Raw genomic sequence first — 26,238 nt, forward strand, 5'->3', positions numbered from 1 at the left:
ACCACTGGGGCGGAATAACCGCCCGTCTCGGGCGATCCCCCGCGTCGCCCGAGACAGACGGCAGCCCTGACCAGCCGTTTCACCGGTCGGTCCGGACGTACTGAGTATAGTTGGCTGGTAACCAGTCAACGCAGGAGTTACAGCATGTCCCCGCGCAGCGCCTCGGTCAATGAAGAGTTGCGCCGCCGTTCCCGGGAGCGGCTCCTGCAGGCGGCCGTCGAGCTGGTCTCCGAGCACGGCTACGAGGCGACGACGCTCGGCGACATCGCGGACCGGGCCGGCTCGGCGCGAGGGCTGACGTCGTACTACTTCCCCGGCAAACGCCAGCTCGTGCAGTCCGCCGTGCACCGGCTGATGCACCGCACGCTGGAGGAGGCGCTGGAGCGCGAGCCACGCACCGACGACGGCAAGGAGCGGATGGCGCGGGCCATCGACGCGATCCTGGGCCTGGCCCGGGAGCGGCCCGTGCTGATGCGCCAGCACATGGCCGGACTGCTGCAGGGCGAGGGTTTCATGCCGTGCCCGGAACAGCGCCGCCTGGCCGAACTCCTACGGGACACCGTCGCCCGTAACGGCTCGGACGACGTCGACGCCGACTATCCGATGCTGCGTGCCCTGCTCATGGGCTCCGTTTACGCGGCCCTGGTGCCCGGGGCCCCGATGGCGATCCCGGTACTGCGGGCCGAGTTGTTCGGGCGCTACCGGCTGGACTGGGAGCTGGGCGCCCCGCCGGACACCGATGAGGCGTCCGGCGGGACGTACGAGAACGACCTGTCGCGCTTCTTCGCGACCGGGGACCCCGCGGCCGGTCAGTCGAAGTAGTCAGGCTGCGTCTGGACGTTGAGCTCGCCCAGCCGGACCCGCTTCGCCGGGTCCGTGCGCCGGTCCTTGATCTTCAGGACGTCGAAGCCCTTGGCGATGTCGTTCGAGTAGATGTAGCCGTTGTAGTAGTACGCCGACCAGGGGCCGGCGGTGGTGAGCTGCTCGGTGTTCACCGGGCCGCGCTCGAAGTAGGCGATCTCCTTCGGCTTCGCGGAGTCGGTGAAGTCCCAGACGGAGACGCCGCCCTGGTACCAGGCCTGGACCATGATGTCCTTGCCCTTGACCGGGATCAGCGAGCCGTTGTGGGCCACGCAGACCTCGACGTCGGCCTGGTGACGGGGGATCTTGAAGTAGCTGCGGAAGACCAGCTTGCGCTTGTCGCCCTTGCCGACGATGTCGTAGATGCCGTCGGCACCGCGGTTCGGACCGACCGCCGCGTTGCACGTGGCCGCGCCGCCGCCGCCCAACTCATCCGTGAAGACGACCTTGTTCGCCTTCTGGTTGAAGGTCGCCGAGTGCCAGAACGCGAAGTTGACGTTGTCCTGCACGCGGTCGATGACCTTCGGGTTCTCGGCGTCCTTGATGGAGAACAGGATCCCGTCACCCATGCAGGCGCCCGCCGCCAGGTCCTTCGAGGGCAGCACCGTGATGTCGTGGCAGCCGGTGGTCTTGGAGACACCCGGGTTGGTAGGCCCGCCGGGGTTGCCGCCGCCGTCCGGGCCCTCACCCGGGAACAGCACCGGGAAGCTCACGACCGCCGCCTTCTCCGGGGCGCCGCGCGGCACCTTGACGACGGAGATGCCGTCGTGCGGCGGCTGGCAGTCGGGGTAGGCGGCGTTCGGCGAGTACGAGGAGACGTAGACATAGACGTTCTTGCGCTCGGGCACCAGCGTGTGGGTGTGCGAGCCGCACGCGGTCTCGACGGCGGCGACGTACTTCGGGTTCGCCTTGTCGCTGATGTCGAAGACCTTGATGCCCTCCCAGGAGGACTTCTCCGTCGCGGGCTGCGTGGTGCTGTTGCAGCTGTTGTCGGTGCGCGAGGAGTCGGTCGACAGGAAGAGCAGGTCTCCGGAGACCGAGATGTCGTTCTGGGAACCGGGGCACAGGACCTGGGAAACGGTCTTCGGTGCCTTCGGGTTGCTGATGTCGTAGATGACGAAGCCGTCGAAGTTGCCGGAGAAGGCGTATCGGCCCTGGAAGGCCAGGTCCGAGTTGAGACTGGCCAGCGCCTTGGGCGAGTTGGCCACGTGCTCGATGTTGTCGGAGTGGACGATCTCGTCCTTGCCGGGTATCTCGCCGTCGGCTATCGCGGCGCGGACCTCGGCCTCGGTGCTCTGGGACACTTCCTCGCCCACGGTCGGGCCGTCCCCGGGGTCGGGGGTCGCGGCCGCGGGTCCCGCCGTCAGCAGCGCCGCCAGGAGTCCGGCCGCGGCCGTGGCAACTCCCAGTCGTCTGTGCCGGGTTCGGGGGTTTTTCAACAGGATCACTGTTTCCTCCCTGGTTCCGTTCACCTCGGAACGGTTCACGCACCACCGAAGTATTGTCTTCGCCATGCACATACCAACAGGGGGCAACAAGATCGCAATGAAGTTTTTCGCCCCGGTGACCCTCACCGCCCTCACGATGCTGGGACTTGGGGCCTGCGACACGCACTCGGACGCGGAACCGGCCCCGAGCGGACCGTCGGTGCTCGTGCCCGGCAAGCCCGGCGAGGCGAACCGCACCCTCTCCGCCGACGAGGCCGCGGACCAGCGCGCCGAGGACGACTCCCCCAACTCGGCGGACGTCTCGTACGCCCGGATGATGATCGAACATCACACACAGGCACTGGAGTTGACCGAACTCGCCCCGGAGCGCGCGGAGTCCGCGAAGGTCGCGAAGCTGGCCGAGCGGATCGAGGCGGCCCAGGGGCCGGAGATCGCCGCCATGCGGAGCTGGCTGAAGACGTACGGAAAGAAGGAGGAGACCCAGGGGGGCGACGCGCACGATCACTCCTCGATGCCCGGGATGGCCACCGAGGCGCAGATCGGCAAGCTGCGGGCCGCCAAGGGCAAGGCCTTCGACCAGCTGTTCCTCACCCTGATGATCACGCATCACGAAGGGGCGATCACCATGGCCACCGACGTGAAGGGACAGGGCAACAACATCCGGATCGAGGAGATGGCCGACGACGTGGTCGCCCAGCAGACGGCCGAGATCTCCCGGATGCGGGACATGCTGTGAGGACCCTCGCCCACCACAACAACCGTACTCAGCGGCGGGCGTGACGCGGCGTCAGATATCCGGCGTCGCGTGCCTGCGCGATCATCCTGAGCGACTTGCGGCGGCTGTGCCCGGTCGCGCACATCACCGCGAGCACCGGGTCGACGCCGTCCTCCTGGGCCGCCCGGTACTCCTGGGCGAGCAGCCAACGGCCCTCGACGCCACGCGGCCAGGCCGGCCGGGCCCGCCGCGAGCCGGTCGGCTCGTCGTCCCCTTCCGCCGGTCCGGCACCGCACGCCTCGAAGAGCGGGCCCTCGATCCAGTCGGCGAAGATCGCGAGGTCGTCCAGGGAGAGTGCCGGCCGGGCCCGGACGTCCTCGATCGAGACCTGCCCCTCGGCCACGACGGCGAGCGCGTCGACCCGGGCACCGTCGGTGAACGCCAGCCGGACGTTGAACCAGACGGTCGCGGCCTCGCCCTCCTGCACTTCCCACGCGGGCCACACGGACACCGCGCCGTCCGTCGGACAACGATCAGAAAGATTAAGAAACGATGCTTCTAGCACACACGCAACGTAACCGCATGATCACTTTCCATACCAACGGACACGCGTCCCCGGACTCGTACAGCACCCTGTCAGCGCAGCAGCGACGGTGCGATGCTGGAGACATCAGCGATCTCCTCTGATCCCCCGGGTAAGGAGTACCGCCGTGCTTCGTGTCGCCGTCGTCGGCTCCGGGCCGAGCGGGTGCTACACCGCCCAGAGTCTCGTCCAGCTGGACGCGTCGGTCCGTGTCGACGTCCTGGACCGGCTGCCGTGCCCGTACGGCCTGGTGCGCTACGGGGTGGCGCCGGACCACGAGAAGATCAAGTCCCTCCAGAACAATCTGCGCACGGTCCTGGAGCACGAGCGGGTGCGCTTCCTCGGCGGGGTGCGGGTGGGCGAGGGCGGGGTGCCCGCCGCCCGGCTGCGCGAGCTGTACCACGCGGTCGTGTACTGCGTGGGGGCCGCCACCGACCGCCATCTGGGCGTTCCCGGTGAGGACCTGCCGGGCAGCTGGTCGGCGACCGAGTTCGTGTCCTGGTACAGCGCCCATCCGGACGCCGTCGACGACGGATTCGTCCGCGACGCCCGCTCGGCCGTGGTCATCGGCGTGGGGAACGTCGCGGTCGACGTGGCGCGGATGCTGGCCCGGGGTGCCGCGGACCTGAGCCCCACGGACATGCCTCAGGCGGCGCTCTCCGCGCTGGCCGCGAGCCGGGTGACCGAGATCCACATGGTGGGCCGACGAGGCCCCTCCCAGGCTCGCTTCACCACCAAGGAGCTGCGTGAGCTGGGCGGTCTGCCGGACACCGAAGTGACGGTGGACCCGGAGGAGTTGGCGCTGGACCCGGCGTATCTCGACCCCTCCGCGCTGCCCGCCGCACCGCGCCGCAATGTGGAGGTGCTGCGCGGCTGGGCCACCGCTCCCGGGCGGTCCGCCGGGCGCCGGATCCGTATGCGCTTCTTCCTGCGCCCCGTCGAACTCCTCGCCGAGACAGGACGGGTGGCCGCGGTGCGCTTCGAACGGACGGTGCCGGACGGGCGGGGCGGGGTGACGGGGACGGGCCAATACGAGGACATCGCGGCGCAACTGGTGCTGCGGTCGGTGGGTTATCGCGGGGTGCCGCTGGAGGGGCTGCCCTTCGACCCCGCGACCGGGACGGTGCCGCACCTTGCCGGGCGCGTGCTGCGCGAGGGGGCCGTCGCACCGGGCGAGTACGTGGCCGGCTGGATCAAGCGGGGCCCGACGGGAGTCATCGGCACGAATCGGCCGTGTTCGAAGGAGACGGTGACGTCGTTGATCGAGGACGCGGGGACGCTCGTACGCAAAGAGGTGCCCGGCGATCCACTGGCGGCGCTGCGCGCGGACGGGGTCGAGCCGGTGGAGTGGGCGGGCTGGTGCGCGATCGAGCGCGCGGAGGCGGAGCTGGGGGTCTCGCTCGGGCGGAGTGTGGTCAAGCTGCCGGACTGGGAATCGTTGCTGGCCGCGGCGCGGAGGAGCACCTCGTAGCAGAGTGGAATGCGTCCGGGTGGGCATGACACACAGCGGCAACAGCTCGGAAATCAACAAACTGTTCAAGGAGCCTACGGTCTCGCTCATGACGACAACCGCTCCCGTGCACCCCGTCGACGAAGTCCCACCCGTACGCCAACTGGCCGCCTTCGGCCTCCAGCACGTCCTCGCGATGTACGCCGGAGCCGTGGCCGTCCCCCTGATCGTCGGCAGCGCGATGAAACTGTCGGCCGCCGACCTCGCGTACCTCATCACCGCCGACCTCCTGGTGTGCGGCATAGCGACGCTCATCCAGTGCATCGGGTTCTGGCGCTTCGGCGTGCGCCTGCCGATCATGCAGGGCTGTACGTTCGCCGCCGTGTCGCCCATGGTGCTGATCGGCACCACCGGGGGCGGACTGCCCGCGATCTACGGCTCGGTGATCGTCGCGGGACTCGCGATCATGCTGCTGGCGCCGGTCTTCGGGAAGCTGCTGCGCTTCTTCCCGCCGCTGGTCACGGGCACCGTGATCCTGATCATCGGACTGTCGCTGCTCCCGGTCGCGGGCAACTGGGCGGCCGGCGGCGTCGGTTCGGCCGACTTCGGCGAGCCGAAGAACCTCGGGCTCGCCGGGTTCGTCCTCGTCGTCGTTCTCGCCGTGCAACGCTTCGCGCCGGCCTTCCTGAGCCGGATCGCCGTCCTGACCGGCATCGTGGTCGGGCTCGCGGTCGCGGTTCCGTTCGGGTTCACGGACTTCGGCGGGGTCGGCGACGCGGACTGGCTCGGCATCAGCACGCCGTTCCACTTCGGTGCGCCCACCTTCGAGTTCTCGGCGATCGTCTCGATGCTGGTCGTGGCGCTCGTGACGATGACCGAGACGACCGGTGACCTGATCGCGGTCGGTGAGATGACGGACCGCAAGGTCGAGCCCCGCTCGCTCGCGGACGGTCTGCGCGCCGACGGCCTGTCCACCGTCCTCGGCGGCGTCTTCAACACCTTCCCGTACACGGCGTACGCGCAGAACGTCGGCCTCGTCGGCATGACCCGGGTCCGCAGCCGCTGGGTGGTCGCCGCGGCGGGCGGCATCCTCGTCCTGCTCGGCCTGCTGCCCAAGCTGGGCGCGGTCGTGGCCGCCGTACCGGCACCGGTGCTCGGCGGTGCGGGCCTGGTGATGTTCGGGACCGTCGCGGCGAGCGGACTGAGGACGCTCACGCAGGTCGACTTCAAGGGCAACAACAACCTGACGGTGGTGGCCGTCTCGGTGGCCGTCGGCATGCTGCCGGTCGGGGTGCCGACGGTCTACGAGAAGTTCCCGGACTGGTTCCAGACGGTGATGAACAGCGGCATCAGCGCGGGCTGCCTGACGGCGATCGTGCTCAACCTGCTGTTCAACCACCTTCCCTCGAAGGCCGGTTCAGTCGCTCCCGAGGCGGCCGGCCTGACGGGAGGCGGCGCCGAGGAGACTGTCGAGAAGTCCCGGGAAGAGGTCGTCTAGGTCGTCCTTGCGCAGACCGTTCATCTTGGCCGTGCCCCGGTAGACCTGCCGGATCACCCCGGCCTCGCGCAGCACCCGGAAGTGGTGTGTGGTCGTGGACTTGGTGACCGGCAGCTCGAACTGCGAACAGGAGAGCTCGTCGCCCACGGCGGCGAGCTCCCGCACGATCTGGAGCCGCATCGGGTCGGAGAGCGCGTGCAGAATCGGCTCCAGCCGGATCTCCTCGCGCGCCGGGTGCGGAAGATCGCGGCTGCTGAGGGTGGGAGAGGTCACGGTGGCTCCAGACTCTGCGGGGAGCCCATTGTACGAGACCTCTCGTAGTTTGACACTCTACGTACTACGATGCCTATCGTACGAGCCGACCACTCGGTCCCGTGACGATTGGAGCCCGCCGTGAGTGCCCTCTTCGAGCCCTACACCCTGCGCGATCTGACGATCCCCAACCGGGTGTGGATGCCGCCGATGTGCCAGTACTCCGCGGCGCCCGAGGGCCCGGAGACCGGGGCGCCCAACGACTGGCACTTCGCGCACTACGCGGCGCGCGCGACCGGCGGCACGGGACTGATCATCGTCGAGGCGACGGGGGTGAGCCCCGAGGGCCGGATCTCGCCGTACGACCTCGGGATCTGGAACGACACCCAGGTCGAGGCGTTCCGCCGGATCACCCGTTTCCTGGTGTCCCAGGGCACGGTGCCGGGCATCCAGCTCGCACACGCCGGCCGCAAGGCGGCCACGGACCGGCCCTGGAAGGGCGGCGCGCCGCTCGGCACGGACGGGGACGGATGGCAGCCGCTGGGACCGAGCCCCCTCGCCTTCGACGAACGGCACTCGGTTCCGACCGAGTTGACGGTCACTCAGATCCAGGAGGTCGTCGGCCAGTTCGCGGACGCGGCCCGTCGCGCCCTCGCCGCGGGTTTCGAAGTCGCCGAGATCCATGGTGCCCACGGCTATCTGATCAGCAACTTCCTCTCCCCGCACTCGAATCACCGCACGGACACCTACGGCGGCTCGTACGAGAACCGCACCCGCTTCGCCCTCCAGGTCGTGGACGCCGTGCGGGAGGTGTGGCCGGACGACAAGCCGCTGTTCTTCCGTATCTCGGCGACCGACTGGCTGGAGGAGGGCGGCTGGACGGCGGACGACACGGTCCGCTTCGCCGCCGACCTCCAGGCCCATGGCATCGACCTCCTCGACGTCTCCACCGGCGGCAACGCCTCACGCGTCCGCATCCCGACCGGCCCCGGCTACCAGGTCCCCTTCGCCGCCCGGGTGAAGGCGGAGACCTCGCTGCCGGTGGCCGCGGTCGGCATGATCACCGAGCCCGAGCAGGCCGAGAAGATCCTGGTCAACGGCGAGGCGGACGCGGTACTGCTGGGCCGTGAGCTGCTGCGCGACCCGTCGTGGGCGCGGCACGCGGCGCGGGAGCTGGGCGGGGACGTGCGGGTGCCGGACCAGTACCACCGCTCGGCCTGAGCCTCGCGCGGGGCGGCGGGGCAGGGCCCTGGTCCTCCCTCCGGAGTACGGCGCCCCCGGCACGTACTCCCGGAAGGTCGGGGTCGATGTCTCCATAGGCACGATGCGCCGGGGGCTCCCGACGACAAGGCTGGCCGCATCGAACGTGAGGAGGGCGCCATGAACCGCCAGATCCGCATCCGCGTCAGCCGCCGCCCCGCAGCACCCCGGGACGAGAAGATCGACCGCAGGACACCTTCGGGGCGCCTGCTGCCGTACTGAACCGCCGAAGGGCGGCCGGAGAGTTCCGGCCGCCCCTGGGGTCGTCAACCGGTCGTGCAGGCCGTTCCGTTGAGGGTGAACGCGCCCGGCGCCGCGCTGTTGCCGGTATGCGTCGCCTGGTAGCCGATGCTGACGCTCGCGTTCGGGGCGAGCGTCGCGTTGTACGAGGCGTTCGTCGCCGTCACCGCGCCGGAGCTCGGCGCGTAGGTGGCGTTCCAGCCGTTGGTGATGGTCTGGCCGGCGGGCAGGGTGAAGCCGAGCTGCCAGCCGTTGAGCGTGGTCGTGCCGGTGTTGGTGATCGTCACCGAGGCGGTGAGCCCGGTGTTCCAGGCGTTGGTGGTCACGGTCGCCTTGCAGGGGCCGGCCGGGGGCTGCGGTGCGGGGCCGTCGCTGTCGAGACCGAAGAACGTGAGGACTCGGGCAGCCATGCCCCAGGCGTACAGGTTGTGGCCGACGCCCTGGAGGCTGATGGCCTCCACCGGGGCCTGGTCACCGGTGCCGCCGTAGCGGGTGCGGGTCCAGCCGGACTGGGGCGTGTCCGTGGCCGCCGGGGTCTGACCGACGCCGCGGACGTTCGTCCACTGCTTGATCTCCTCGCCGAAGTTGGGATAGCGCAGTACGTCGTCCTCGGTGCCGTGCCACACCTGCATGCGCGGCCGGGGCCCCGTGTAACCGGGGTAGGCGGCGCGGGCGATGTCGCCCCACTCCTGTGCGGTGTGGGTCACGGTGCCCTGGGCGCAGGCGCTGTTCCACTCGGAGCCGTCGGTGGTGGCGAAGCAGCCGAACGGCACGCCCGAGAAGGCGGCACCCGCGGCGAACACGTCGGGGTAGTCGCCGAGCAGGACGTTGGTCATCATCGCGCCGGAGGAGATGCCGGTGGCGAAGATCCGGCTGGTGTCGGCGTCGTAGGAGTCGACCGTCCAGTCGACCATGGACTTGATGCCGACCGGGTCGCTGCCTCCGCCGCGCCGCAGCGCCTGGGGCGAGGCGACGTCGAAGCACTTGCTGGAGCGGGTGACCGACGGGTAGACGACGATGAATCCGTACTGGTCGGCGAGCGAGGCGTACTCGGTGCCCGAGTACATCGCCGGGCCGGAACCGGTGCAGTAGTGGACCGCGACCACGATCGCCGGGTTCTCGGTGACGCTCTCCGGGACGTACAGGTACATCTGCAGGTTGCTGGGGTTCGTACCGAAGTTCGTGATCTCGGTGAGCGTCGCGGTCGGGGCGGCCTCCTCGCGGGCGGAGGCCTGCGGGGCGGCGAGGAAGGCGGCGGCGAGTAACGCCACCAGCAGTGCGTGAAGCGCGACAAGGACCGCGCGCAGCGGTCTCCTCGCGAGGGTGCCGGCAGTGGCGGACACGGTGGGTCCCTTCGTGATGGCGGCTCGTGGGGGCATCGCTGAGGGGAGCAACAGGCATGGTGACATGCACATGGCCGTCATGGAAGCGCTCCCACGCACCCTGTTGCCGACTCAATCCGTTGTGCGCAAAGCGTTGACTAGAAAGCGCTTGCCCCCTACGTTCCGTTCAGCAGCGTGACCAACGGGCTGAACGAGAAGCCCTGAAGGTCACAATGTCCGCACACCATTGTTCAGAGTAGCGAACAGTATTCATGTATATGTTCGAGTAGCCCGCCCGAAGGGACGCACCCCACATGCGTACTCGCGTGCCACCACAACCCGTTCGGCAACGTCTACTCGCGCATGGGCGCCCAGATGCTCGTGGAGAACAACGTCCTGCGCAACACGGGAGTCGCTGTGCCCACGAACCGCAGCCGTGACGTGGACGGTTACGCGAATCTGCGCGGCAAGGATCTCGGCGGGGCCGCCACCGAGATCTCCCGGGCCGGCACGTTCACCGCGCCGCCCTGCAGCTACACCGCGGAGTCCGCATCAACGGTCGTCGCCTCGGTGACGTCCGGCGCGGGCGCCGGAAAGCTCTGACAACCCCCCCCAACTGGAAGAAGGCATCGGGACATGACTTCACCAGCACTACCGCGCGCCCGCAGGCGCGCACTGACCGGCGCGCTGGCCGCCCTCGGCCTCTCGTCTGTCATGATCACGACATTGGGTGCGCCGACGGCGAGCGCCGCGACATGGCCGACGGCGAACGGCAGCCAGGCCGTCTCCTCGACCATCCAGCTGTCGGGCACCAAGGACTACGGGATGAAGCGCCTGTACGGTTCGGGCGCCCTGGGCAGTGACAACCAGGACGAGGACCAGGGCCCGATCCTGGAGCTGGCGGCCGGCACCGTCCTGAAGAACGTCATCATCGGCGCCCCCGCCGCGGACGGCATCCACTGCTCGGGCAGCTGCACGCTGCAGAACGTCTGGTGGGAGGACGTCGGCGAGGACGCGGCGACCTTCCGCGGCTCCTCGTCGTCGAACGTCTACACCATCTCCGGTGGCGGCGCGAAGGAAGCCAGCGACAAGGTGTTCCAGTTCAACGGCGCCGGGACGCTCAACGTCTCCAACTTCGCCGTGAAGAACTTCGGCACCTTCGTCCGCTCCTGCGGCAACTGCTCCACGCAGTACAAGCGGACGATCAACCTCAACACCATTGAGGCGACCTACAAGGGCAGCAAGCTCGTCGGCATCAACACCAACTACGGCGACAGCGCGACCCTGCGGGGCATCACGATCGTCGGTGACAGCAGCAAGAAGATCATCCCGTGCCAGAAGTACATCGGCAACAACTCGGGCAAGGAGCCGACCACCAACGGCACCAACCCCGACGGCACCTACTGCAAGTACGCGACCTCGGACATCACCTACAAGTAGTCCCCCCACGGTGAAGGCGGCCGTACGAAGCGCCCCCGCACGGCGCTTCGCACGGCCGCCACATCATGTGCCCAGCTCCCGGCGGTAGTTCGCGTACGCGGCACGCAGGGCCTCCCCCGGCCAGCCGTCGGGCAGGAGTTCGTCGGGCAGGACGGGATCGGCGAGCAGGTGTCGTACGACCGCCGCGAAGGCGGTGAAGAGCTCCGCGGGGCGATCCGCGTGTGCCGCGTGGGCGAGCAGGGCCCGGCCGGTGGCCGCCCAGGCGTCGAGCGGCCAGAGGGCGGCGGCCAGTTCGCCCGCGGGGCGGTCCGGGCGGGCGGTGCACCGCTCGGACACCTGCGCGAGGTCGTCCGGCGGCGAGCGGCGCAGGTTGGCGGGGCGCAGCCAGACACCCTCGCGGAGTTCGGCGAGCCGTAGCGCGGTCAGCCGGGTGCGCAGGTCGGCCCGTTCGGCAGGGCCGCGTCCCGTCGCGGTGATCACGAACATCTCCCAGTCGCCGCTCCACGCGCGCGTGCGTGGATGCACGGCGTCGTCCTGGCGCCGCTGACGCTCCAGCAGTCGGTCGCTGAGCCGGTACACGGTGTCCGTGCGCCGCAGGTCACCGGCCGCGACCATCCGGCTGAGCGCGGCCCGCGCGGTGGAGCCACCGACGCCGAAGGGCTCCACGCGGCGTACGAGCTCCTTCACCGGCAGTTCGGGCGGATGCACCCCCAGCAGCAGGCTCAGCACGACCGAGCGAGCGGAGAGCGGGCGCAGTTCCAGCCCGTCGGGCCGCACCGTGATGTTCGTCCGCATGGTCACGTACTGTATGTCGTGTTGCACAATTGCTGCGACCGCAGCGAGAGTGCAACACTCGATCCATGGACTCCACGAGCGCGACGCACGACGTCACCAATCAGCCCCCTCCCCTGGCCCCGTACGACGCGTCCGAGGACACCGCCCTCCTGGAAGGGCTGCGCCGCGAGGGCGCCGGCTGGGCCGAGGAGGACACACGGCGGCTCGGGCGGCTGGCCGGGAGCGCGGAGGCCCAGGAGTGGGCCGAGCTCGCCAACCGCCACGAGCCCGTGCTGCGCACGCACGACCGGTACGGGCATCGCGTCGACGAGGTCGAGTTCCATCCGAGCTGGCACCACCTGATGCGGGTCGCGGTCACCGAGGGGCAGGCCGGGGCGCCCTGGGCGGACGGCCGGCCGGGCGCCCATGTCGCCCGTACCGCGGGCGGGCTGGCCTGGGGACACACCGACGCCGGGCACGGCTGTCCGACCTCGATGACGTACGCCGCCGTCCCGGCCCTGCGGCACCAGCCGGAGCTCGCGAAGATCTACGAACCGCTGCTGACCGCCCGGGAGTACGACCCGGTCCTGCGGGTGCCGACCGAGAAGCGCGGTCTGCTTGCGGGCATGGGGATGACCGAGAAGCAGGGCGGCTCCGACGTCCGCACGAACAGCACGACGGCCACCCCCACCGCCGAGTCCGGCGTGTACACGCTGCGCGGGCACAAGTGGTTCACGTCGGCGCCGATGTGCGATGTCTTCCTTGTGCTGGCACAGGCATCCCCTCACAGGGAAAAAGGGGCGCTGTCGTGCTTCCTGGTGCCGCGCGTCCTGCCCGACGGCAGCCGGAACACGTTCCGCATCCAGCGGCTCAAGGACAAGCTGGGCAACCGGTCCAACGCCTCCTCCGAGCCCGAGTTCGAGGGGACCGTCGCCTGGCTGGTCGGGCCCGAGGGGCGGGGCGTCAGGACGATCATCGACATGGTCAACTGCACGCGTCTGGACTGCGTGATGATGTCGGCGACGCTGATGCGCAAGACGCTCGTCGAGGCGGGCCACCACGCACGCCATCGCAGCGCGTTCGGTGCCCGGCTGGCCGACCAGCCGCTGATGCGCAACGTGCTCGCCGATCTGGCCCTGGAGTCCGAGGCCGCGACGACGCTCACGCTACGGCTGGCCGGGGCGGCCGACCGGGCGGTGCGCGGCGACGAGGGCGAGCAGGCCTTCCGGCGCATCGCGACAGCTGTGGGCAAGTACTGGGTCACCAAGCGGGGTCCGGCCTTCACCGCGGAGGCCCTGGAGTGTCTGGGCGGCAACGGCTATGTGGAGGACTCGGGCATGCCGCGCCACTACCGCGAGGCTCCCCTGCTGTCGATCTGGGAGGGCTCGGGGAACGTCAACGCCCTCGATGTGCTGCGGGCGTTGGTGAAGGAACCCGGCACGGCGGACGCCCTGTTCGCCGAACTCGCCCTGGCGCAGGGGGCGGACGCCCGCCTGGACGCGGCCGTCACCCGGTTGCGGGGGCTGATGGCCTCGGCGTCCGAGACCGGCGCCCGACGGCTGGTGGAGCAGATGGCGCTGACCCTTCAGGCCTCCCTGCTGGTCCGCCACGCCCCGGCCCCGGTCGCCGACGCCTTCTGCGCGACCCGGCTCGGCGGTGACTGGGGGCACGCGTTCGGCACGCTTCCCGACACGGCCGACCTGGGCGCGATCCTGGGCCGCGCGCTGCCCGGGGGAAACTGACCGAGGGAGCAACGACCGGCCACGGTAGGGCCGTTGGCAGACAGTCACCCCGCGATTCCGCTTCGTTGTCAGTGCCATGGTGCAGACTCCGATCAGTTGGCGTTTCGCATGGGGGAGGACAGCGTGTTCACGGGGATCGACGAGGTCGACTGGGCTTCGATGCGACATGCGTACGGCAGTGCGGAGGACGTGCCCGGCCTGCTGAGGGGACTGGCCTCCGCGGACGCCGCCGAACGGGAGATCGCGCTCGACGGGATGTACGGAGCCGTGCACCACCAGGGAGACGTGTACGACTCGACACTCGCCTGTGTGCCGTTCCTCTTCGCGCTCGTCACGCGGGCGGAGGTGCCGGAGCGGGGCGAGATCGTGGAGCTCCTGGTCAGCATCGGCGGGGACGGCGAAGTGCCCGAGGACGACGCGTACGCCATGGCCAGGACGGCCGTGCGGTCAGGTGCCGAGGTCTTCGAGCGGCTGACCGGGGACGCCGACGCCGCCGTGCGCGGAGCGGCCGCGGGAGCCGTCGTGCGGTTCCTCGACGATCCGGCCCATGTGTTGGGCCTGTTGCGGGAGCGGATCACGGTGGAGCGGGACGACCGGGTGCTGCTCGCGCTGGCCGAGGGGCTCGGGTTCCTCGCCCGCCACCACCCCGGGCACGCGGCGGAGGCCGTCGGCCTCCTGGAGGCCCAGAGCGCACCGCCGTTCGGCCCCGGGCTGCGGCTGGCCGCGCTCGGGCAGCTCGCGGGCTGTGCTCCCGACCGGCTACCGGCCGACCTGGTGCCCACGGTCGTCGGGCTGCTCCGGGAGCGGTCCGGGCACCGGCCCCTAGCGCCGTGCGAACCCGATCGTCCGGACACGGACACGCTGGTCGGCCGGTTGCGGCGGCTGCGCCCCTCGGACGAGGAGGGATCTCAGCTGCTGCGCACCCTGCACACCGCGCTGGGCGACCGGGTGGACGACCGGATCGCCCTGCTCAACGGGCAGTTGACCAGCCCGGAGTCGACCGACCGGTGCAACGCCGTGTGGATGTCGATGGGGCTGATCGGCGAGTGGCGCGGCGACTACACCGAACCCGTCGCACTGATCGGGGCGCAACTGAGCACCGGGGAGGGCCGGTTGCTCGAGGCCGCGACGTCCGTCCTGGAGGGCCTGTTCGAACTGGCCGTGCCCGCCGCCGACGACCTTGCCGCGCTGGTGACGCGCCGCCCCGATCTGTGGGTGCAGCCCTTCGAGCGCAGCCCCTCGTGGTTGGGCGGGCCGCTCAAGGCCCTGGCCAGGTGCGGGGATCCACGAGCGGTGCCGGTCCTGGGCGAGGTGCTCGCGGGGTCGGACGTCCCCGACGAGCTGGGCCGGGTCGTCCGGCACCTGGGACCGGCCGCGGCTCCGCTCGCGCCCGCGCTGCGGGAAAGGCTGGCGAGCGTCCCCTTCGACGCGTCGGACGTCTACGACCGTGCCGGCCCGCTGCTGATGGCGCTGAGGGAACTCGACGACCGGGAAAGCGTTCCGCTGGTGCTGCGGCTGCTGCTCGGGACGCCGGAGGATCACCGATCGAGGGACACCTTGGCGGAAGAAGGGTTGCTGACGCTCGGGTCGTTCGGGGCCGCAGCGCACGAGGCGATACCGGTGGTCCGGGGGCTGTTGGCGGGCAGGAGCGCGGTCGCGGCGGCGGATGCACTGTGGGCGATCGAGGGCGATGCCGAGCTTGTCCTGCCTGTTCTCCTCAGGGCGTTGGAGGGCGAGGGCCCCGGTCAGCTCTGGGCCGCGGCCGACGTACTGGCCCGGATGGGACCGGCGGCCGAGCCCGCGGTCGACGGGCTGCGGCGGCGGATCGGAGCGTCTCACCCGTGGGAGCGCAAGTCGGTGGCGTGCGCGCTGTGGCGGATCGCGGGAGATGCGGAGCCTGCCCTTCCGGCGCTGCGCGACGCGTGGGCCCAGAACGTGCACACCCGCGTCCCCATCGCCGAGTGCGTCGCGGCCATGGGCCCGGAAGGAGTCGCACTGCACGACCTGCTCCGGGCCGAACTGGCCGCCCCGCGACGGCACACGGCGCCCGAGGGATACGGAATGCACGACGTCTTCACCGACGAGCGCTTGCTGGACGTGTGCCGGGAGACGTTGAGGGACGCGTAGACGCGGCCTCCTCACCACGAGCCGCCCTCGGCCCGCCGCCCGCTCCACATCGGCCCGAACCGCTCCCACTCGGTGTCCCACTGGTCGATGCGGCGGCATTCCAGGCGGCCGCGCAGCATACGGCCGGCGACGAAGGGCACGAAGGCGGCGCTCGCGCCGACCAGGCCGCCGATCAGGGAGGCGCGCAGGGCGGCCTGGGAGGCGGTGGCGGGACGGGTGACCAGCCGGCCCTCCCGGTCCGTCCATACGCCGACCGTGGTGCCCGAGGGACTGCCGGGGCGCACCCGGACCTGGCCGGTGTGGGACGAGCCGTCCGTCGCCGCCCAGCGCACCTTCGCCCACACCTGGTCGCTGCTCGCCGTTCCGGTCTGCCCGGCGAACGTCCCGGGGGCCTCCTCCACGAGCTCTGCCTCGACCTGCCGCCACTCGACGCGCTCGCGGGCCAGGCTGTGCTCGACCGAGCGGGTGGCGCCCATACCGGCGAGCACCCCGGTGAGGGCCGTGAGCAGCCAGGCCCCGAGCACGACCCAGGCCTCCACCTTGTCGGCGCGGCGCTTGAGCGGATTGCGCCGCCAGCGCCATGACCACACCTTCGAACCACGGAACGCCATCGAAGGCTTCCTCCTCAAGAACGCGCGAACCTGCCGGACCGCCTTTCCATACGGGGGACGGCTCCTCGGTGCTCAGGGACCGGCCTCCGGTATGACCGTCGCACGGGTCACACCCTCGGGGCCGCGAGTTGCGCAAAGCGGCCCACAGCTCCCCGCAAGCGGTTACCATCCCCGCCTCTGACTCGCCCCTGACCTGCGGCGGAACGGATTGCGGGGGTGACTGTCAGTGCCGGGGTGCAGACTGGCCGATATCTGGGACAACGACGTCACGGAGGTGATCGGCATGACCGAGGTACTGCTCGCCGTGGGCACCCGCAAGGGCCTGTTCATCGGGCGCAGGCGGGGTGGGACCTGGGAGTTCGACGAGAGTCCCTACTTCAACGCACAGGCCGTGTACTCGGTCGCGATCGACATCCGCAGCGAGCGACCACGGCTGCTGGCCGGCGGCGACAGCGCGCACTGGGGTCCGTCCGTGTTCCACTCCGACGATCTGGGGCACAGCTGGATCGAGCCGGCCCGGCCGGCCGTCAAGTTCCCCCAGGACACCGGGGCTTCGCTGGAGCGGGTCTGGCAGCTGCACCCGGCGGCCGCGGAGCCGGACGTGGTGTACGCGGGCACGGAACCGGCCGCGCTGTACCGCTCCGAGGACCGCGGCGAGACCTTCGACCTGGTCCGCCCGCTGTGGGAGCACCCCACGCGGTCCAAGTGGGTACCGGGCGGCGGCGGTGAGGGGCTGCACACGGTCCTGACCGACAAGCGGGACCCGCAGGCCGTGACGGTCGCCGTCTCGACGGCCGGAGTGTTCAGGACGACCGACGGCGGCGCGAGCTGGGCACCTTCCAACTCCGGTGTGTCCGCGGTGTTCCTGCCCGATCCGAACCCCGAGTTCGGCCAGTGCGTGCACAAGGTCACCCAGGACGCGGCGACCCCGGACCGGCTGTATCTGCAGAACCACTGGGGCGTGTACCGCAGCGACGACGCGGGCGCGCACTGGACGGACATCGGCGAGGGGCTTCCGTCCACGTTCGGTTTCGCGGCGGCAGCCCATCCGCACCGCGGCGACACGGCGTATGTGTTCCCGATCAACGCCGACGCGGACCGGGTCCCGGCCGACCACCGCTGCCGGGTCTTCCGCACGTCGGACGCGGGCAAGAGCTGGGAGCCGCTCTCGGCGGGGCTGCCGCAGGAGGACCACTACGGCACGGTGCTGCGGGACGCGCTGTGCACCGACGGCGCGGACCCGGCGGGCGTGTACTTCGGCAACCGCAACGGCGAGGTGTTCGCATCGGCCGACGACGGCGACAACTGGCAGCAGCTCGCCTCGCATCTGCCGGACGTGCTGTGTGTGCGGGCCGCGGTGGTCGGATGAGCCATGTGGGGGGACGGTCGGGCTTTGGCCACCGGTTGATCACCGCTGTCCGTACGGCAGTAGGGTGACGCCGTGGCTCCACGACCCTTGCATGAAATCGTCGAACCGGGCTGGGCGAAGGCCCTCGAACCCGTCGCCGGGCGCGTCGCCGAGATGGGCGACTTCCTGCGGACCGAGATCGCCGCGGGACGCACCTATCTCCCGGCCGGGCCGAACGTCCTACGGGCCTTCCAGCAGCCCTTCGACGACGTCCGCGTCCTGATCGTCGGACAGGATCCCTATCCGACACCGGGACACGCGGTGGGGCTGAGCTTCTCGGTCGGGCCGCAGGTGCGGCCGCTGCCCGGCAGCCTGATCAACATCTACCGGGAGCTGAACACGGACCTGGGCCTGCCCCAGCCGTCCAACGGCGATCTGACGCCGTGGACCCAGCAGGGCGTGCTGCTCCTCAACAGGGCGCTCACCACGGCCCCGAGCAAGCCGGCCGCGCACCGCGGCAAGGGCTGGGAGGAGGTCACCGAACAGGCGATACGGGCGCTGGCCGCGCGCGGCAAGCCGCTGGTGTCCATCCTGTGGGGCCGTGACGCCCGCAACCTCCGCCCACTCCTCGGCAACCTCCCGTCCGTGGAGTCCGCCCACCCCTCCCCCATGTCGGCCGACCGCGGCTTCTTCGGCTCCCGGCCGTTCAGCCGGGCCAACGAACTGCTGGTCGGACAGGGCGGAGAGCCGGTGGACTGGCGCCTGCCGTGACCGGGGCGGGGGCCTCCCCCGTGGCTCTCCCCGTCGACGACCCCGGATTTCTCGCCGTCGACTCGGGTGGCTCCGGGCTGCGGACCGTCGTAGGGACGGTGAAGCGCGGGGCGTTGGCGCAGCGGGAGTCCCGGGAACCGGTGCGCACCGGGGCGCGGGGCATCGACCCGGCCCATCTGATGGAACAACTGGTGCCGGTGGTGCGGACGTTGACCGCCCAGACGGGTGTCGCCCGGCTGCGCACCGCCGTCGTCGGCGCCGCCGGTCTCAGCACCCTCGGTGAGGCCCTGCGCGCCGAGCTCCCGGACGCTCTGGCGCGGGAGTTCGGAGTCGGGCAGGTCGCTCTCGTCGCCGACGCCGTCACCGCCTACGCGGGCGCCCTCGGGTCGGCACCCGGTGCCGTCGTCGCCGCCGGCACCGGTCTGATCGCCATCGGGACGGATCTGACGCGGTGGCGCCGTGCGGACGGCTGGGGCCATCTCCTCGGGGACTGCGGCAGCGGTGCCTGGATCGGACGGGCCGGCCTGGAGGCCGCGCTGCGTGCCTACGACGGGCGGCCGGGGGGATCGACCGGACTGCTGGCCCGCGCCGAGGAGTTGTTCGGGGCGATGCAGGGGCTGCCCGGGCGGCTCTATCCGCGCCCGGACCGTCCGGCCGTCCTCGCCTCCTTCGTTCCCCAGGTCGCCGCCTGCGCCCCGGACGACCCCGTCGCCGCGGACATCCTGCGTACCGCCGCCCGGCACATGGCCGAGTCCGCGGCCGCCGTCTGCCCCGCCGAGGGAACGCCCGATGTCGCCCTCACCGGTGGCCTGTTCAAGATCGGCGCCCCGCTTCTCGTACCCCTGGAGGAGGAATTGGCGAGACGGCTGCCCCACGCACGCCGGGTGCCGCCGGCCGGAGATCCGTTGCACGGGTCCGTGCGGATCGCGATCGACCTCATGACCGGGGCGCTCACTCTGCCGAGTGACAGGGCGATGCTGTATGTGGTGACCGGATCGAGCGAGTGATCCAGACACGGCCGTCGCTTCCGATCCGTACGTAACTCATCAGACAAAACCGGACGGATACCGCTCACCTGCACCCTCCCCGAACAGGGAAGCCCAGTAAGCCAGTAACATGCGGCGCCATGAGCTCCCCCACTGGGCCCGCCGGCCTGCCAGTACGAATGCCGCGCCCCCGCCAGCCCGGACGGCACCGCCGTCCCGAGCCGCTGGCGGCTCCCGAGGGCGCGCCCGCGCTTGTTCTCGCGGTGCCGGGAACGCCCAGCGCCGCCACGCGCAGCCTCGCCGAAGAGGTCGTGAGCATCGCCCGTTCCGAGCTCCCCGGCCTGGACGCGCGGATCGGTTACCTCGACGGGGACGACGCGGAGTTCCCCACGCTCCAGTCGGTGCTCACGCACACCGCCCAGGAGCGCGCCGCACGCTACGAGCAGGCCAGGGCCGCCGGTGTGGACGTCAAGGAGCCCGAGGGCCCCGTCGCCGTCGTCGTGCCGCTGCTGGCCGGTCCGGACAGCGCGCTGCTACGGGTCGTCCGCCAGGCCGTCATGGACAGCCGTGTCGCGGCCGACCTGACCGATGTGCTCGGCCCGCACCCGCTGCTCGCCGAGGCGCTGCACGTGCGTCTGTCGGAGGCCGGTCTGGCCCGCGCCGACCGGGCCCGGCTGTTCACCGTGGCGACCGCCGCGGACGGCATCATCCTGGCCTCCGTGGGTGGTGACGAGGCGGTGCAGGCGGCCGGGATCACCGGCATGCTGCTCGCCGCGCGCCTCGCCGTGCCGGTGATGGCCGCCGCGCTCGACCAGGAGGGCTCGATCGCCTCGGTGGCCGACCAGCTGCGCGGCTCCGGCTCGCAGAACCTGGCGCTGGCGCCGTACCTGATAGGGCCGGAGATCGACCCGGGTCTGATCGAGGAGGCGGCCAAGGAGGCGGGCTGTGCCGCCGCCGAGGCGCTCGGCCCCTACCCGGCGATCGGCAAGCTGGCCCTGGCCAAGTACACGACGGCGCTGGGCATCGCGCCGCAGCAGCCGCAGGGCGCGCCGACGCGCTGACGTCGCGCCTCACCACCGTAAGAAATGCCGAAGGGCCCCTCCCGGCGCGGGAGCGGGCCCTTCGGCGTTGCCGAGAAGTGCGGTGGGGCTCAGCCGAGGACCACGCAGGACGCCGCGGGCAGTTCGGTGGACCCGCTCCGTCGCGGCAGCCCCGTGTCCGGGTCGACCGCGAACCAGGTCACGTCCCCGGAGCGTTCGTTCGCGACGTAGAGGAAGCCGTCGGACTCGGCGAGCGCCCGTGGCCAGTGGCCCCCGCAGGGCACGGTCCCGATGAGCCGCAGTCGCTCTCCCTCGACGGCGAACGTGGACAGGACGTCCTCGCCGCGGGTGGCGGTCCATACGAAGCGGCCGTCGGGTGCGGCGACGATGCCCGACGGGTAGGCGTCGCCGGCCGGGGCGCCGGGCAGCACCTGGGCCTCCGTGAGGGGCTCCAGGAGGCCCTCGGCGGCGTTCCAGCGGCAGACGGTGACGGTCGGGGCGAGTTCGTTGAGCACGTAGGCGTAGGTGCCGTCCGGGTGGAAGGCCAGGTGGCGGGGCCCGGAGCCGGGGCGCAGGGCGATCTCGCGATGGAGGACCGGGCTGCCGCCGGTCAGCGTGCACACCCGCGCCGAGTCCGTGCCGAGGTCGATGCTGACGGCCCACCGCCCGCTGGGGTCGGCCTGGACGTGGTGGGCGTGCGGGCCCTGCTGGCGGCGGGCGTGCGGGCCCGAGCCGGTGTGCCGCAGCACACCGGAGGCGGCGGACGCGAGGGTGCCGTCGGGGCGGACGGGCACGGCCGTGACGCTGCCGGAGCCGTAGTTGGCGGTCAGGACATGGCCGTCGTACAGGCCCAGGTGGGTGGGGCCGTCGCCGCCGACCCGCACCCGTGCGCCCGCCGGCTCGAGCTTGTCGCCGGTGACCCGGTACGCGGCCACCGCGCCGTCGGCGGTCTCGCTGACCGCGTAGAGCGTGCCCCCGTCGGGCGCCAGGGCCAGATACGAGGGGTCGGGTACGCGGTCCACGCTGCTCAGGGGCGTCAGGGCGCCACTGTCCGGGTCCACTGCCGCCGTCACGATGCCGGGGCCCCCGGCCGCCGTGAACGACCCGATGAAGGCCCTCCGCTGCCGTTCTGCCACCGCTGTCCCCTCTCGGTCCTGTGCCGTTCGGGGCGACCGTAGCAGTGGATCACCAACGGTCTAGACCAAATGGGGGACGATCTCGTCGACTTTCCGCGACTTTCACGGATCCGCGACGGAAGCGGTGACGCTCTCGCCGCGGGCGCGGGCCAGGGACTCGGCAGGAGGTCAGGCACCGACCAACGGCGACCCGGACGGTGTCCGCAGCGGCGTGGCCAGCTCGGCGAGGGCCCGTTCCAGGCCGTGGAGATGGGCCAGCGCGGGCTCCGCGGCGGGCGGATCGTCCACCCACGCCACGTCTTCGCTCCGTCCACCGGTGAGCGCCTCCACCGCGGCCTCCACCCGCCAGCAGGCGGCGGCCAGTCGGGCGTCGTGCGAGGCCTCGGGGTCGGCGGCGACGGCGACCAGACCGCGGACCTCACGGGCGCAGTCGTCCAGCAGGGCGAGCACCCGGCGGGCGCGCCGCTTGCGGCCGAACATCGGGTTGAGCGGATGCACCAGCGGTGCGACGGAGAGCCGTACCCGGCCCAGCAGTTGCTCCAGTTCGGCCACGCGCGGGGCCGGGTCGGCGCCCGCCACGTCGCGCAGGCGGGCGGCGGCCTCGGCGGTGCAGGCGTGGACGCAGCGCAGGGCGCGCTGGATCCAGGCGTCGGTGGTGGTGTGGGTGCTGACCGGCAGCACGAACAGCACGGCGAGCATCGCGCCGAGCGCCCCGATTCCGGTCTCCGTCAGGCGCAGGGCGAGGAGACCGGGGGTGAGCAGGCCCAGGACGCCGTAGAGGAGCTCGGCGAGGACGGTGACGCAGAGCATCATCCACGTGTACGACACCGCGGCCGTGTAGAAGATCCCGAAGACACACACGGCGAGAAGCACGGCCGAGGGCACCGCCGACCCCGCCACCGGAACGGCGACGAGCAGGCCGAGGCCGAGGCCGATCACCGTGCCGAGGACCCGCCGGAAGCCGCGTACGAGGGTCTCCCCGCGCGAGGTGGTGTTGACGAAGACCCACCAGGTCGCGCCGACGGCCCAGTACCAGCGCTCCGGGGACACCAGCTGGCCCACGACGAGCGCGAAGGCCGCGCCGGCGGTCGCCTGGACCGCCTGGCGGGTGGTCACTCGGGCGAAGCCGGTGCCGGCGGGCGGGGCGGGCACGGGGGCCGGGGGCAGTCGGCGCTCGTAGCACCACACGCCGAAGCGGACCATGGCGGCGATCAGCACGGACAGCAGGACGGCCGTGTACAGCTCGGGCAGCCGGTCCGGGGTCGCTCGCAGGAACTGCGCCACGAAGAAGGTCATGAACCCGAACACGCCGAGGCTGTGCCCGCGCGGGCCCCAGCGGCGCGCGTACACGCCCGCGCCGATCACGGCGAGGAAGGTGAGGTCACGGGCGACGGGATGGTCGTGCAGCTCGGCCGCGGCGGCCAGCACGGGAAGTCCGACGACGGGCAGCAGCGCGGTGGTCACCGCCTGCCCGCGGACCGTGGCGTCGGTGACGGTGAACAGGGCGAGCAGGGCGGCGAGCCCGCCGGTGACCGCGCCGACGAGGGAGTGTCCGGCGAGGCCGCAGACGACGACGGCGAGCCCGATGCCGAGGACGGCCCGCGCGGCGAAGCGCAGCCGTACGCGTCCCGGGTCCGGGGCCATGAACACCCTCTTCAGCACTGCTGCCCGCCCCCAACTGAAATCCCGGCCTGAATCCCGGCATGAAAAAGGCGCCGCGGGGTCCGCAGCGCCATCGACAGGCTCATTGCAGCATCACTGCCACGACTGGCTCAAGTGGCATCGAATACGCTGAACCATTGGTACAGCGGAAACGGTCCCTGTCCGTCCATCAGCGGGCCAACGGACCACGGACGAGGAGAGGCCGCGCACCATGGCAGTGGACGAGCTCGACACCCGCATCCTGCGGCTGCTCCTGGAACAGCCCCGCACGAGCGTGCGCGAGTACGCCCGTGTCCTCGGCGTCGCCCGCGGCACGCTCCAGGCCCGCCTCGACCGCCTGGAGCGCGACGGTGTGATCACCGGCACGGGTCCGGCCCTCTCCCCCGCGGCCCTCGGCCACCCGGTGCTGGCCTTCGTGCACATCGAGGTCACCCAGGGCCGGCTCGACGACGTGGGCGACGCGCTGGCCTCCGTACCGGAGATCGTGGAGGCCTTCTCGATCGCGGGCGGCGGAGACCTGCTGACGCGGGTCGTGGCCCGGGACAACGCGCATCTCGAGGACGTGATCCAGAAGGTGATCAGCCTGCCGGGCGTGGTCCGCACCCGTACGGAGGTGGCGCTGCGCGAGCGGGTGCCGCACCGGCTGCTGCCGCTGGTGGAGTCGATCGGCCGCTCCGTCCGTACCTGACATCCTGAACACCATGAGCAACCTCGGCGCCCTCTCGGTCATCTTCGATCTCGACGGAACGATCGTGGACAGCGAGCCGAACTATTACGAGGCGGGCCGCCAGCTCCTCGCCGAGCACGGCGTACCGGACTTCACCTGGGCCGAGCACGAGCGGTACGTCGGCATCAGCACCCTGGAGACGGTCGGGCTCTGGAAGCGGGAGTACGACCTGGACGCCTCCGTCGAGGAACTGTTCGCCGCCAAGAACCGCCGCTATCTGGAGCTGGCCCGCGCGAACACTCCCGCCTACCCCGAGATGCGCAAGTTCGTGGAGCTGCTGGCCTCCGAGGGCGTTCCGATGGCCGTGGCCTCGGGCTCGTCACCGCAAGCCATCGACGCGATCCTCCAGGGGACCGGCCTCGGCGCCTGGCTGCGTACCGTCGTCTCCGCCGACGAGGTCCAGCACGGCAAGCCCGCCCCGGACGTCTTCCTGGAGGCGGCCCGCCGGCTGGGCGCGGACCCGGCGCACTGTGTGGTCCTGGAGGACGCGGCCCCGGGTGCCGCCGCCGCACACGCGGCCGGGATGCGCTGCATCGCGATCCCGTACGTCGCCGCGCAGGCCGACGCCCCGGAGTTCACCACCGCGAGTCTGCTGCTGCGTGGCGGTCAGGCGGAGTTCACGGCGCGGTCCGCGTACGACTGGCTCGTGCGCTCGGCCGCATCCTCCTGATCCAACGTCATGGCGCGGTTCCTGGGCTGGAGGGTGCCGTCCGGAGGTCGACGCAGGGGTGCCCCGCCCCGCGGCCGGGGCACCGCCCGTTCGTCGATACCTGGTGAGGCGCTACGGCCGCGCCTCGTGCGAGGGCTTCGGCGCCGGCTGGATGTTCTGGTTGAGACGGAAGACGTTGTCCGGGTCGCGGTCGGCCTTGATGCGGGCCAGCCGGGCGTAGTTGCCCTTGTAGCTGGCCCGGACGCGTTCCTGGCCCTCGTCCATCATCATGTTCACGTAGGCCCCGCCCGCCGAGTACGGGTGCAGCGCGTCGAAGTAGTCGACCGTCCACCGCTTGATCAGCTCGGCGTTGGCCGGGTCGGGGTCGACTCCGGCGTAGACCGATGCCCAGCGGGCGTGGCGGTAGGCCCAGGGTGTCTCGTCCTGGCCGACGTCGTGGGCGGCGCCGTCGATCGGGTAGAGGTGCATGGTCGACTGCATGGTGGGGACCTCGGCGCCGAACTTGGCGTGCAGTTCGACGGCGTCGTCCGGGATGTTCTCGACGAAGTCGGCGCGCCAGTACCACTGGTGGCCGGGCGGGTAGAGCCCGTCGAACGCGGACTGGATGTCGGGGTGTTGCATGGGCATGGGGGCGTGCAGCAGCGGCTGGGGCAGGGCGTCCAGGAGCGGGGCCATCTCGCGAGCGGCCGCCTCGGGGTCGGCGCCGGTGTAGCACCACACCACGCCCGCGGTCTTGCGGAGCTGGATCTCCTCGGGGAACGGCGGGGCCGGCGGCACGGTGCCGTGCAGGAAGAAGCCGTTGAGCTCGCGGGGCGCGTTCGGCAGGAAGTCCCGGTAGGCGGCGAGGACTTCGGCGCTGTCCTCGACGGCCCAGAAGGTCGGTCCGGCGACGACGGTGCTGATCTCGTGGAGCCGGAACAGGAAGGACGTCGCGACACCGAAGTTTCCGCCGCCGCCGCGGATCGCCCAGAACAGGTCGCTGTTCTCGGAGCCGCTGGCCTGTACTTTGCGGCCGTCGGCGAGGACGACTTCGGCCTCCAGCAGGTTGTCGATGGTCAGCCCGCACTTGCGGGTGAGATGGCCGAGCCCGCCGCCGGTGGTGATGCCGCCGACGCCGGTGGTGGAGATGATGCCGCTGGGGGTGGCGAGACCGTGCGCGTTGGTGGCGCGGTCGACCTCGCCCCAGACGCATCCGCCGCCGACCCGTACGGTGTGGGCGTCGGGGTCGACCCGGACCTCCTTCAGGGGTGACAGGTCGAGGACCACCCCGTCGTCGACGGTGCCGAGACCGGCGCCGTGGTGGCCGCCGCCCCGGACGGCGAGGGGCAGGTCGTGTGCGCGGGCGAAGGCGATGACGCCGGCGACGGCGTCCGCGTCGGCGCAGCGGGCGATGAGTGCGGGGCGCCGGTCGATCATGGCGTTGTAGACGGTCCGGGCCTCTTCGTAGGCCGCGTCGTCGGGGCCGATCAACTCCCCGGTGAATCCGGTCAGTTCCGTGCGTGCCGCCTGGGCGATCGTGCTGGTCATGCGGTCCCCCGTTCAGAAATCGGGTGAATCATGCCAATTCGAATATTC

The 26,238-nt window shown here is 71.3% G+C and carries 23 protein-coding genes and 1 pseudogene; 15 read left to right on the forward strand and 9 right to left on the reverse strand.

Annotation, left to right across the window (positions count from 1 at the left end):
- Positions 1–144 precede the first annotated feature (144 nt).
- Positions 145–822 carry a TetR/AcrR family transcriptional regulator gene (locus tag TN53_RS05190; protein WP_046257162.1) on the forward strand — a complete coding sequence of 226 codons (678 nt, stop codon included), beginning with the start codon at positions 145–147 and terminating at the stop codon, positions 820–822.
- On the opposite strand, the gene TN53_RS05195 is transcribed toward TN53_RS05190, so the two are convergent.
- Positions 810–2,309, reverse strand: a complete 1,500-nt coding sequence (locus TN53_RS05195) for an LVIVD repeat-containing protein (RefSeq protein WP_046257163.1) — start codon at positions 2,307–2,309, stop codon at positions 810–812. The two genes, TN53_RS05190 and TN53_RS05195, sit on opposite strands and share 13 nt — an antisense overlap.
- A 97-nt stretch (positions 2,310–2,406) precedes the next feature.
- Between TN53_RS05195 and TN53_RS05200 the strand changes: the two genes are divergently transcribed.
- The gene (locus TN53_RS05200; protein ID WP_046257164.1) at positions 2,407–3,045 is read left to right on the forward strand and encodes a DUF305 domain-containing protein; all 639 of its coding nucleotides are present in this window, start codon (positions 2,407–2,409) and stop codon (positions 3,043–3,045) included.
- Positions 3,046–3,073: 28 nt separating this feature from the next.
- Here the strand turns inward: TN53_RS05200 and TN53_RS05205 are convergent, their stop codons facing one another.
- On the reverse strand, positions 3,074–3,535 hold the full coding sequence (locus TN53_RS05205) for a DUF6214 family protein (RefSeq protein WP_046257165.1): 462 nt from the start codon (positions 3,533–3,535) through the stop codon (positions 3,074–3,076).
- Between the two features lie 199 nt (positions 3,536–3,734).
- On the opposite strand from TN53_RS05205, the gene TN53_RS05210 reads away from it, so the two are divergent.
- Positions 3,735–5,078 carry an FAD-dependent oxidoreductase gene (locus TN53_RS05210; RefSeq protein WP_046257166.1) on the forward strand — a complete coding sequence of 448 codons (1,344 nt, stop codon included), beginning with the start codon at positions 3,735–3,737 and terminating at the stop codon, positions 5,076–5,078.
- Positions 5,079–5,166: 88 nt separating this feature from the next.
- On the forward strand, positions 5,167–6,555 hold the full coding sequence (locus tag TN53_RS05215; RefSeq protein ID WP_046257296.1) for a nucleobase:cation symporter-2 family protein: 1,389 nt from the start codon (positions 5,167–5,169) through the stop codon (positions 6,553–6,555).
- On the opposite strand, the gene TN53_RS05220 is transcribed toward TN53_RS05215, so the two are convergent.
- Complete coding sequence (locus TN53_RS05220) at positions 6,475–6,828, reverse strand: ArsR/SmtB family transcription factor (RefSeq protein WP_046257167.1); 354 nt, start codon at positions 6,826–6,828, stop codon at positions 6,475–6,477. The two genes, TN53_RS05215 and TN53_RS05220, sit on opposite strands and share 81 nt — an antisense overlap.
- A 120-nt stretch (positions 6,829–6,948) precedes the next feature.
- Between TN53_RS05220 and TN53_RS05225 the strand changes: the two genes are divergently transcribed.
- Entirely contained in the window at positions 6,949–8,028 is a 1,080-nt protein-coding gene (locus TN53_RS05225; protein ID WP_046257168.1) for an NADH:flavin oxidoreductase/NADH oxidase, read from the forward strand.
- Positions 8,029–8,333: 305 nt separating this feature from the next.
- On the opposite strand, the gene TN53_RS05230 is transcribed toward TN53_RS05225, so the two are convergent.
- Positions 8,334–9,686, reverse strand: a complete 1,353-nt coding sequence (locus TN53_RS05230) for a PHB depolymerase family esterase (RefSeq protein ID WP_095046301.1) — start codon at positions 9,684–9,686, stop codon at positions 8,334–8,336.
- A gap of 294 nt (positions 9,687–9,980) precedes the next feature.
- Here TN53_RS05230 and TN53_RS05235 point away from each other — a divergent pair.
- A pseudogene (locus TN53_RS05235) lies at positions 9,981–10,232 on the forward strand (pectate lyase); the annotation flags it as partial.
- Positions 10,233–10,265: 33 nt separating this feature from the next.
- A complete protein-coding gene (locus TN53_RS05240) occupies positions 10,266–11,069 on the forward strand; it encodes a pectate lyase (RefSeq protein WP_046257171.1) in 804 nt (267 codons plus the stop codon).
- Between the two features lie 63 nt (positions 11,070–11,132).
- Here the strand turns inward: TN53_RS05240 and TN53_RS05245 are convergent, their stop codons facing one another.
- Positions 11,133–11,864, reverse strand: coding sequence for a PaaX family transcriptional regulator C-terminal domain-containing protein (locus TN53_RS05245; RefSeq protein WP_046257297.1), 732 nt, complete (start codon positions 11,862–11,864; stop codon positions 11,133–11,135).
- 65 nt (positions 11,865–11,929) lie between these two features.
- On the opposite strand from TN53_RS05245, the gene TN53_RS05250 reads away from it, so the two are divergent.
- Positions 11,930–13,585 (forward strand): DNA alkylation response protein, encoded by a 1,656-nt coding sequence (locus tag TN53_RS05250; protein WP_046257172.1) that lies wholly within the window; start codon positions 11,930–11,932, stop codon positions 13,583–13,585.
- Positions 13,586–13,708: 123 nt separating this feature from the next.
- Positions 13,709–15,712 carry a hypothetical protein gene (locus TN53_RS05255; protein ID WP_046257298.1) on the forward strand — a complete coding sequence of 668 codons (2,004 nt, stop codon included), beginning with the start codon at positions 13,709–13,711 and terminating at the stop codon, positions 15,710–15,712.
- Positions 15,713–15,723: 11 nt separating this feature from the next.
- Here the strand turns inward: TN53_RS05255 and TN53_RS05260 are convergent, their stop codons facing one another.
- A complete protein-coding gene (locus TN53_RS05260) occupies positions 15,724–16,323 on the reverse strand; it encodes a hypothetical protein (protein ID WP_046257173.1) in 600 nt (199 codons plus the stop codon).
- 283 nt (positions 16,324–16,606) lie between these two features.
- On the opposite strand from TN53_RS05260, the gene TN53_RS05265 reads away from it, so the two are divergent.
- The 4 genes from TN53_RS05265 to TN53_RS05280 all read left to right on the forward strand — a co-directional run bounded on the left by TN53_RS05265 (position 16,607) and on the right by TN53_RS05280 (position 20,489).
- The gene (locus TN53_RS05265) at positions 16,607–17,692 is read left to right on the forward strand and encodes a WD40/YVTN/BNR-like repeat-containing protein (RefSeq protein ID WP_046257299.1); all 1,086 of its coding nucleotides are present in this window, start codon (positions 16,607–16,609) and stop codon (positions 17,690–17,692) included.
- A 72-nt stretch (positions 17,693–17,764) separates the two neighbouring features.
- A complete protein-coding gene (locus TN53_RS05270; RefSeq protein WP_046257174.1) occupies positions 17,765–18,442 on the forward strand; it encodes a uracil-DNA glycosylase in 678 nt (225 codons plus the stop codon).
- Between the two features lie 20 nt (positions 18,443–18,462).
- Complete coding sequence (locus TN53_RS05275; RefSeq protein WP_046257300.1) at positions 18,463–19,449, forward strand: N-acetylglucosamine kinase; 987 nt, start codon at positions 18,463–18,465, stop codon at positions 19,447–19,449.
- Positions 19,450–19,568: 119 nt separating this feature from the next.
- Entirely contained in the window at positions 19,569–20,489 is a 921-nt protein-coding gene (locus TN53_RS05280; RefSeq protein ID WP_095046303.1) for a sirohydrochlorin chelatase, read from the forward strand.
- Between the two features lie 89 nt (positions 20,490–20,578).
- Here TN53_RS05280 and TN53_RS05285 read toward each other — a convergent pair whose 3' ends face one another.
- Together TN53_RS05285 and TN53_RS05290 are read right to left on the reverse strand one after the other, a co-directional pair.
- Positions 20,579–21,604: a lactonase family protein gene (locus tag TN53_RS05285; RefSeq protein ID WP_046257176.1), complete on the reverse strand. Its 1,026-nt coding sequence runs from the start codon at positions 21,602–21,604 to the stop codon at positions 20,579–20,581.
- Between the two features lie 168 nt (positions 21,605–21,772).
- On the reverse strand, positions 21,773–23,266 hold the full coding sequence (locus TN53_RS05290; RefSeq protein ID WP_046257177.1) for an FUSC family protein: 1,494 nt from the start codon (positions 23,264–23,266) through the stop codon (positions 21,773–21,775).
- Between the two features lie 211 nt (positions 23,267–23,477).
- Between TN53_RS05290 and TN53_RS05295 the strand changes: the two genes are divergently transcribed.
- Positions 23,478–23,954 (forward strand): Lrp/AsnC family transcriptional regulator, encoded by a 477-nt coding sequence (locus tag TN53_RS05295; RefSeq protein ID WP_046257178.1) that lies wholly within the window; start codon positions 23,478–23,480, stop codon positions 23,952–23,954.
- 13 nt (positions 23,955–23,967) lie between these two features.
- Entirely contained in the window at positions 23,968–24,663 is a 696-nt protein-coding gene (locus TN53_RS05300) for an HAD family hydrolase (RefSeq protein ID WP_046257179.1), read from the forward strand.
- Positions 24,664–24,774: 111 nt separating this feature from the next.
- On the opposite strand, the gene TN53_RS05305 is transcribed toward TN53_RS05300, so the two are convergent.
- Entirely contained in the window at positions 24,775–26,190 is a 1,416-nt protein-coding gene (locus TN53_RS05305; RefSeq protein ID WP_046257180.1) for an FAD-binding oxidoreductase, read from the reverse strand.
- Positions 26,191–26,238: the final 48 nt, after the last annotated feature.

This window comes from Streptomyces sp. WM6386 (assembly GCF_000972385.1).
GTDB lineage: Bacteria > Actinomycetota > Actinomycetes > Streptomycetales > Streptomycetaceae > Streptomyces.

Coding starts and splice junctions, on each gene's coding strand:
- TN53_RS05190 (WP_046257162.1), top strand. CDS start 145: ATGTCCCCGCGCAGCGCCTCGGTCAATGAAGAGTTGCGCCGCCGTTCC.
- TN53_RS05200 (WP_046257164.1), top strand. CDS start 2,407: ATGAAGTTTTTCGCCCCGGTGACCCTCACCGCCCTCACGATGCTGGGA.
- TN53_RS05215 (WP_046257296.1), top strand. CDS start 5,167: ATGACGACAACCGCTCCCGTGCACCCCGTCGACGAAGTCCCACCCGTA.
- TN53_RS05230 (WP_095046301.1), bottom strand. CDS start 9,686: ATGCCCCCACGAGCCGCCATCACGAAGGGACCCACCGTGTCCGCCACT.
- TN53_RS05240 (WP_046257171.1), top strand. CDS start 10,266: ATGACTTCACCAGCACTACCGCGCGCCCGCAGGCGCGCACTGACCGGC.
- TN53_RS05245 (WP_046257297.1), bottom strand. CDS start 11,864: ATGCGGACGAACATCACGGTGCGGCCCGACGGGCTGGAACTGCGCCCG.
- TN53_RS05250 (WP_046257172.1), top strand. CDS start 11,930: ATGGACTCCACGAGCGCGACGCACGACGTCACCAATCAGCCCCCTCCC.
- TN53_RS05260 (WP_046257173.1), bottom strand. CDS start 16,323: ATGGCGTTCCGTGGTTCGAAGGTGTGGTCATGGCGCTGGCGGCGCAAT.
- TN53_RS05265 (WP_046257299.1), top strand. CDS start 16,607: ATGACCGAGGTACTGCTCGCCGTGGGCACCCGCAAGGGCCTGTTCATC.
- TN53_RS05280 (WP_095046303.1), top strand. CDS start 19,569: ATGAGCTCCCCCACTGGGCCCGCCGGCCTGCCAGTACGAATGCCGCGC.
- TN53_RS05295 (WP_046257178.1), top strand. CDS start 23,478: ATGGCAGTGGACGAGCTCGACACCCGCATCCTGCGGCTGCTCCTGGAA.
- TN53_RS05300 (WP_046257179.1), top strand. CDS start 23,968: ATGAGCAACCTCGGCGCCCTCTCGGTCATCTTCGATCTCGACGGAACG.
- TN53_RS05305 (WP_046257180.1), bottom strand. CDS start 26,190: ATGACCAGCACGATCGCCCAGGCGGCACGCACGGAACTGACCGGATTC.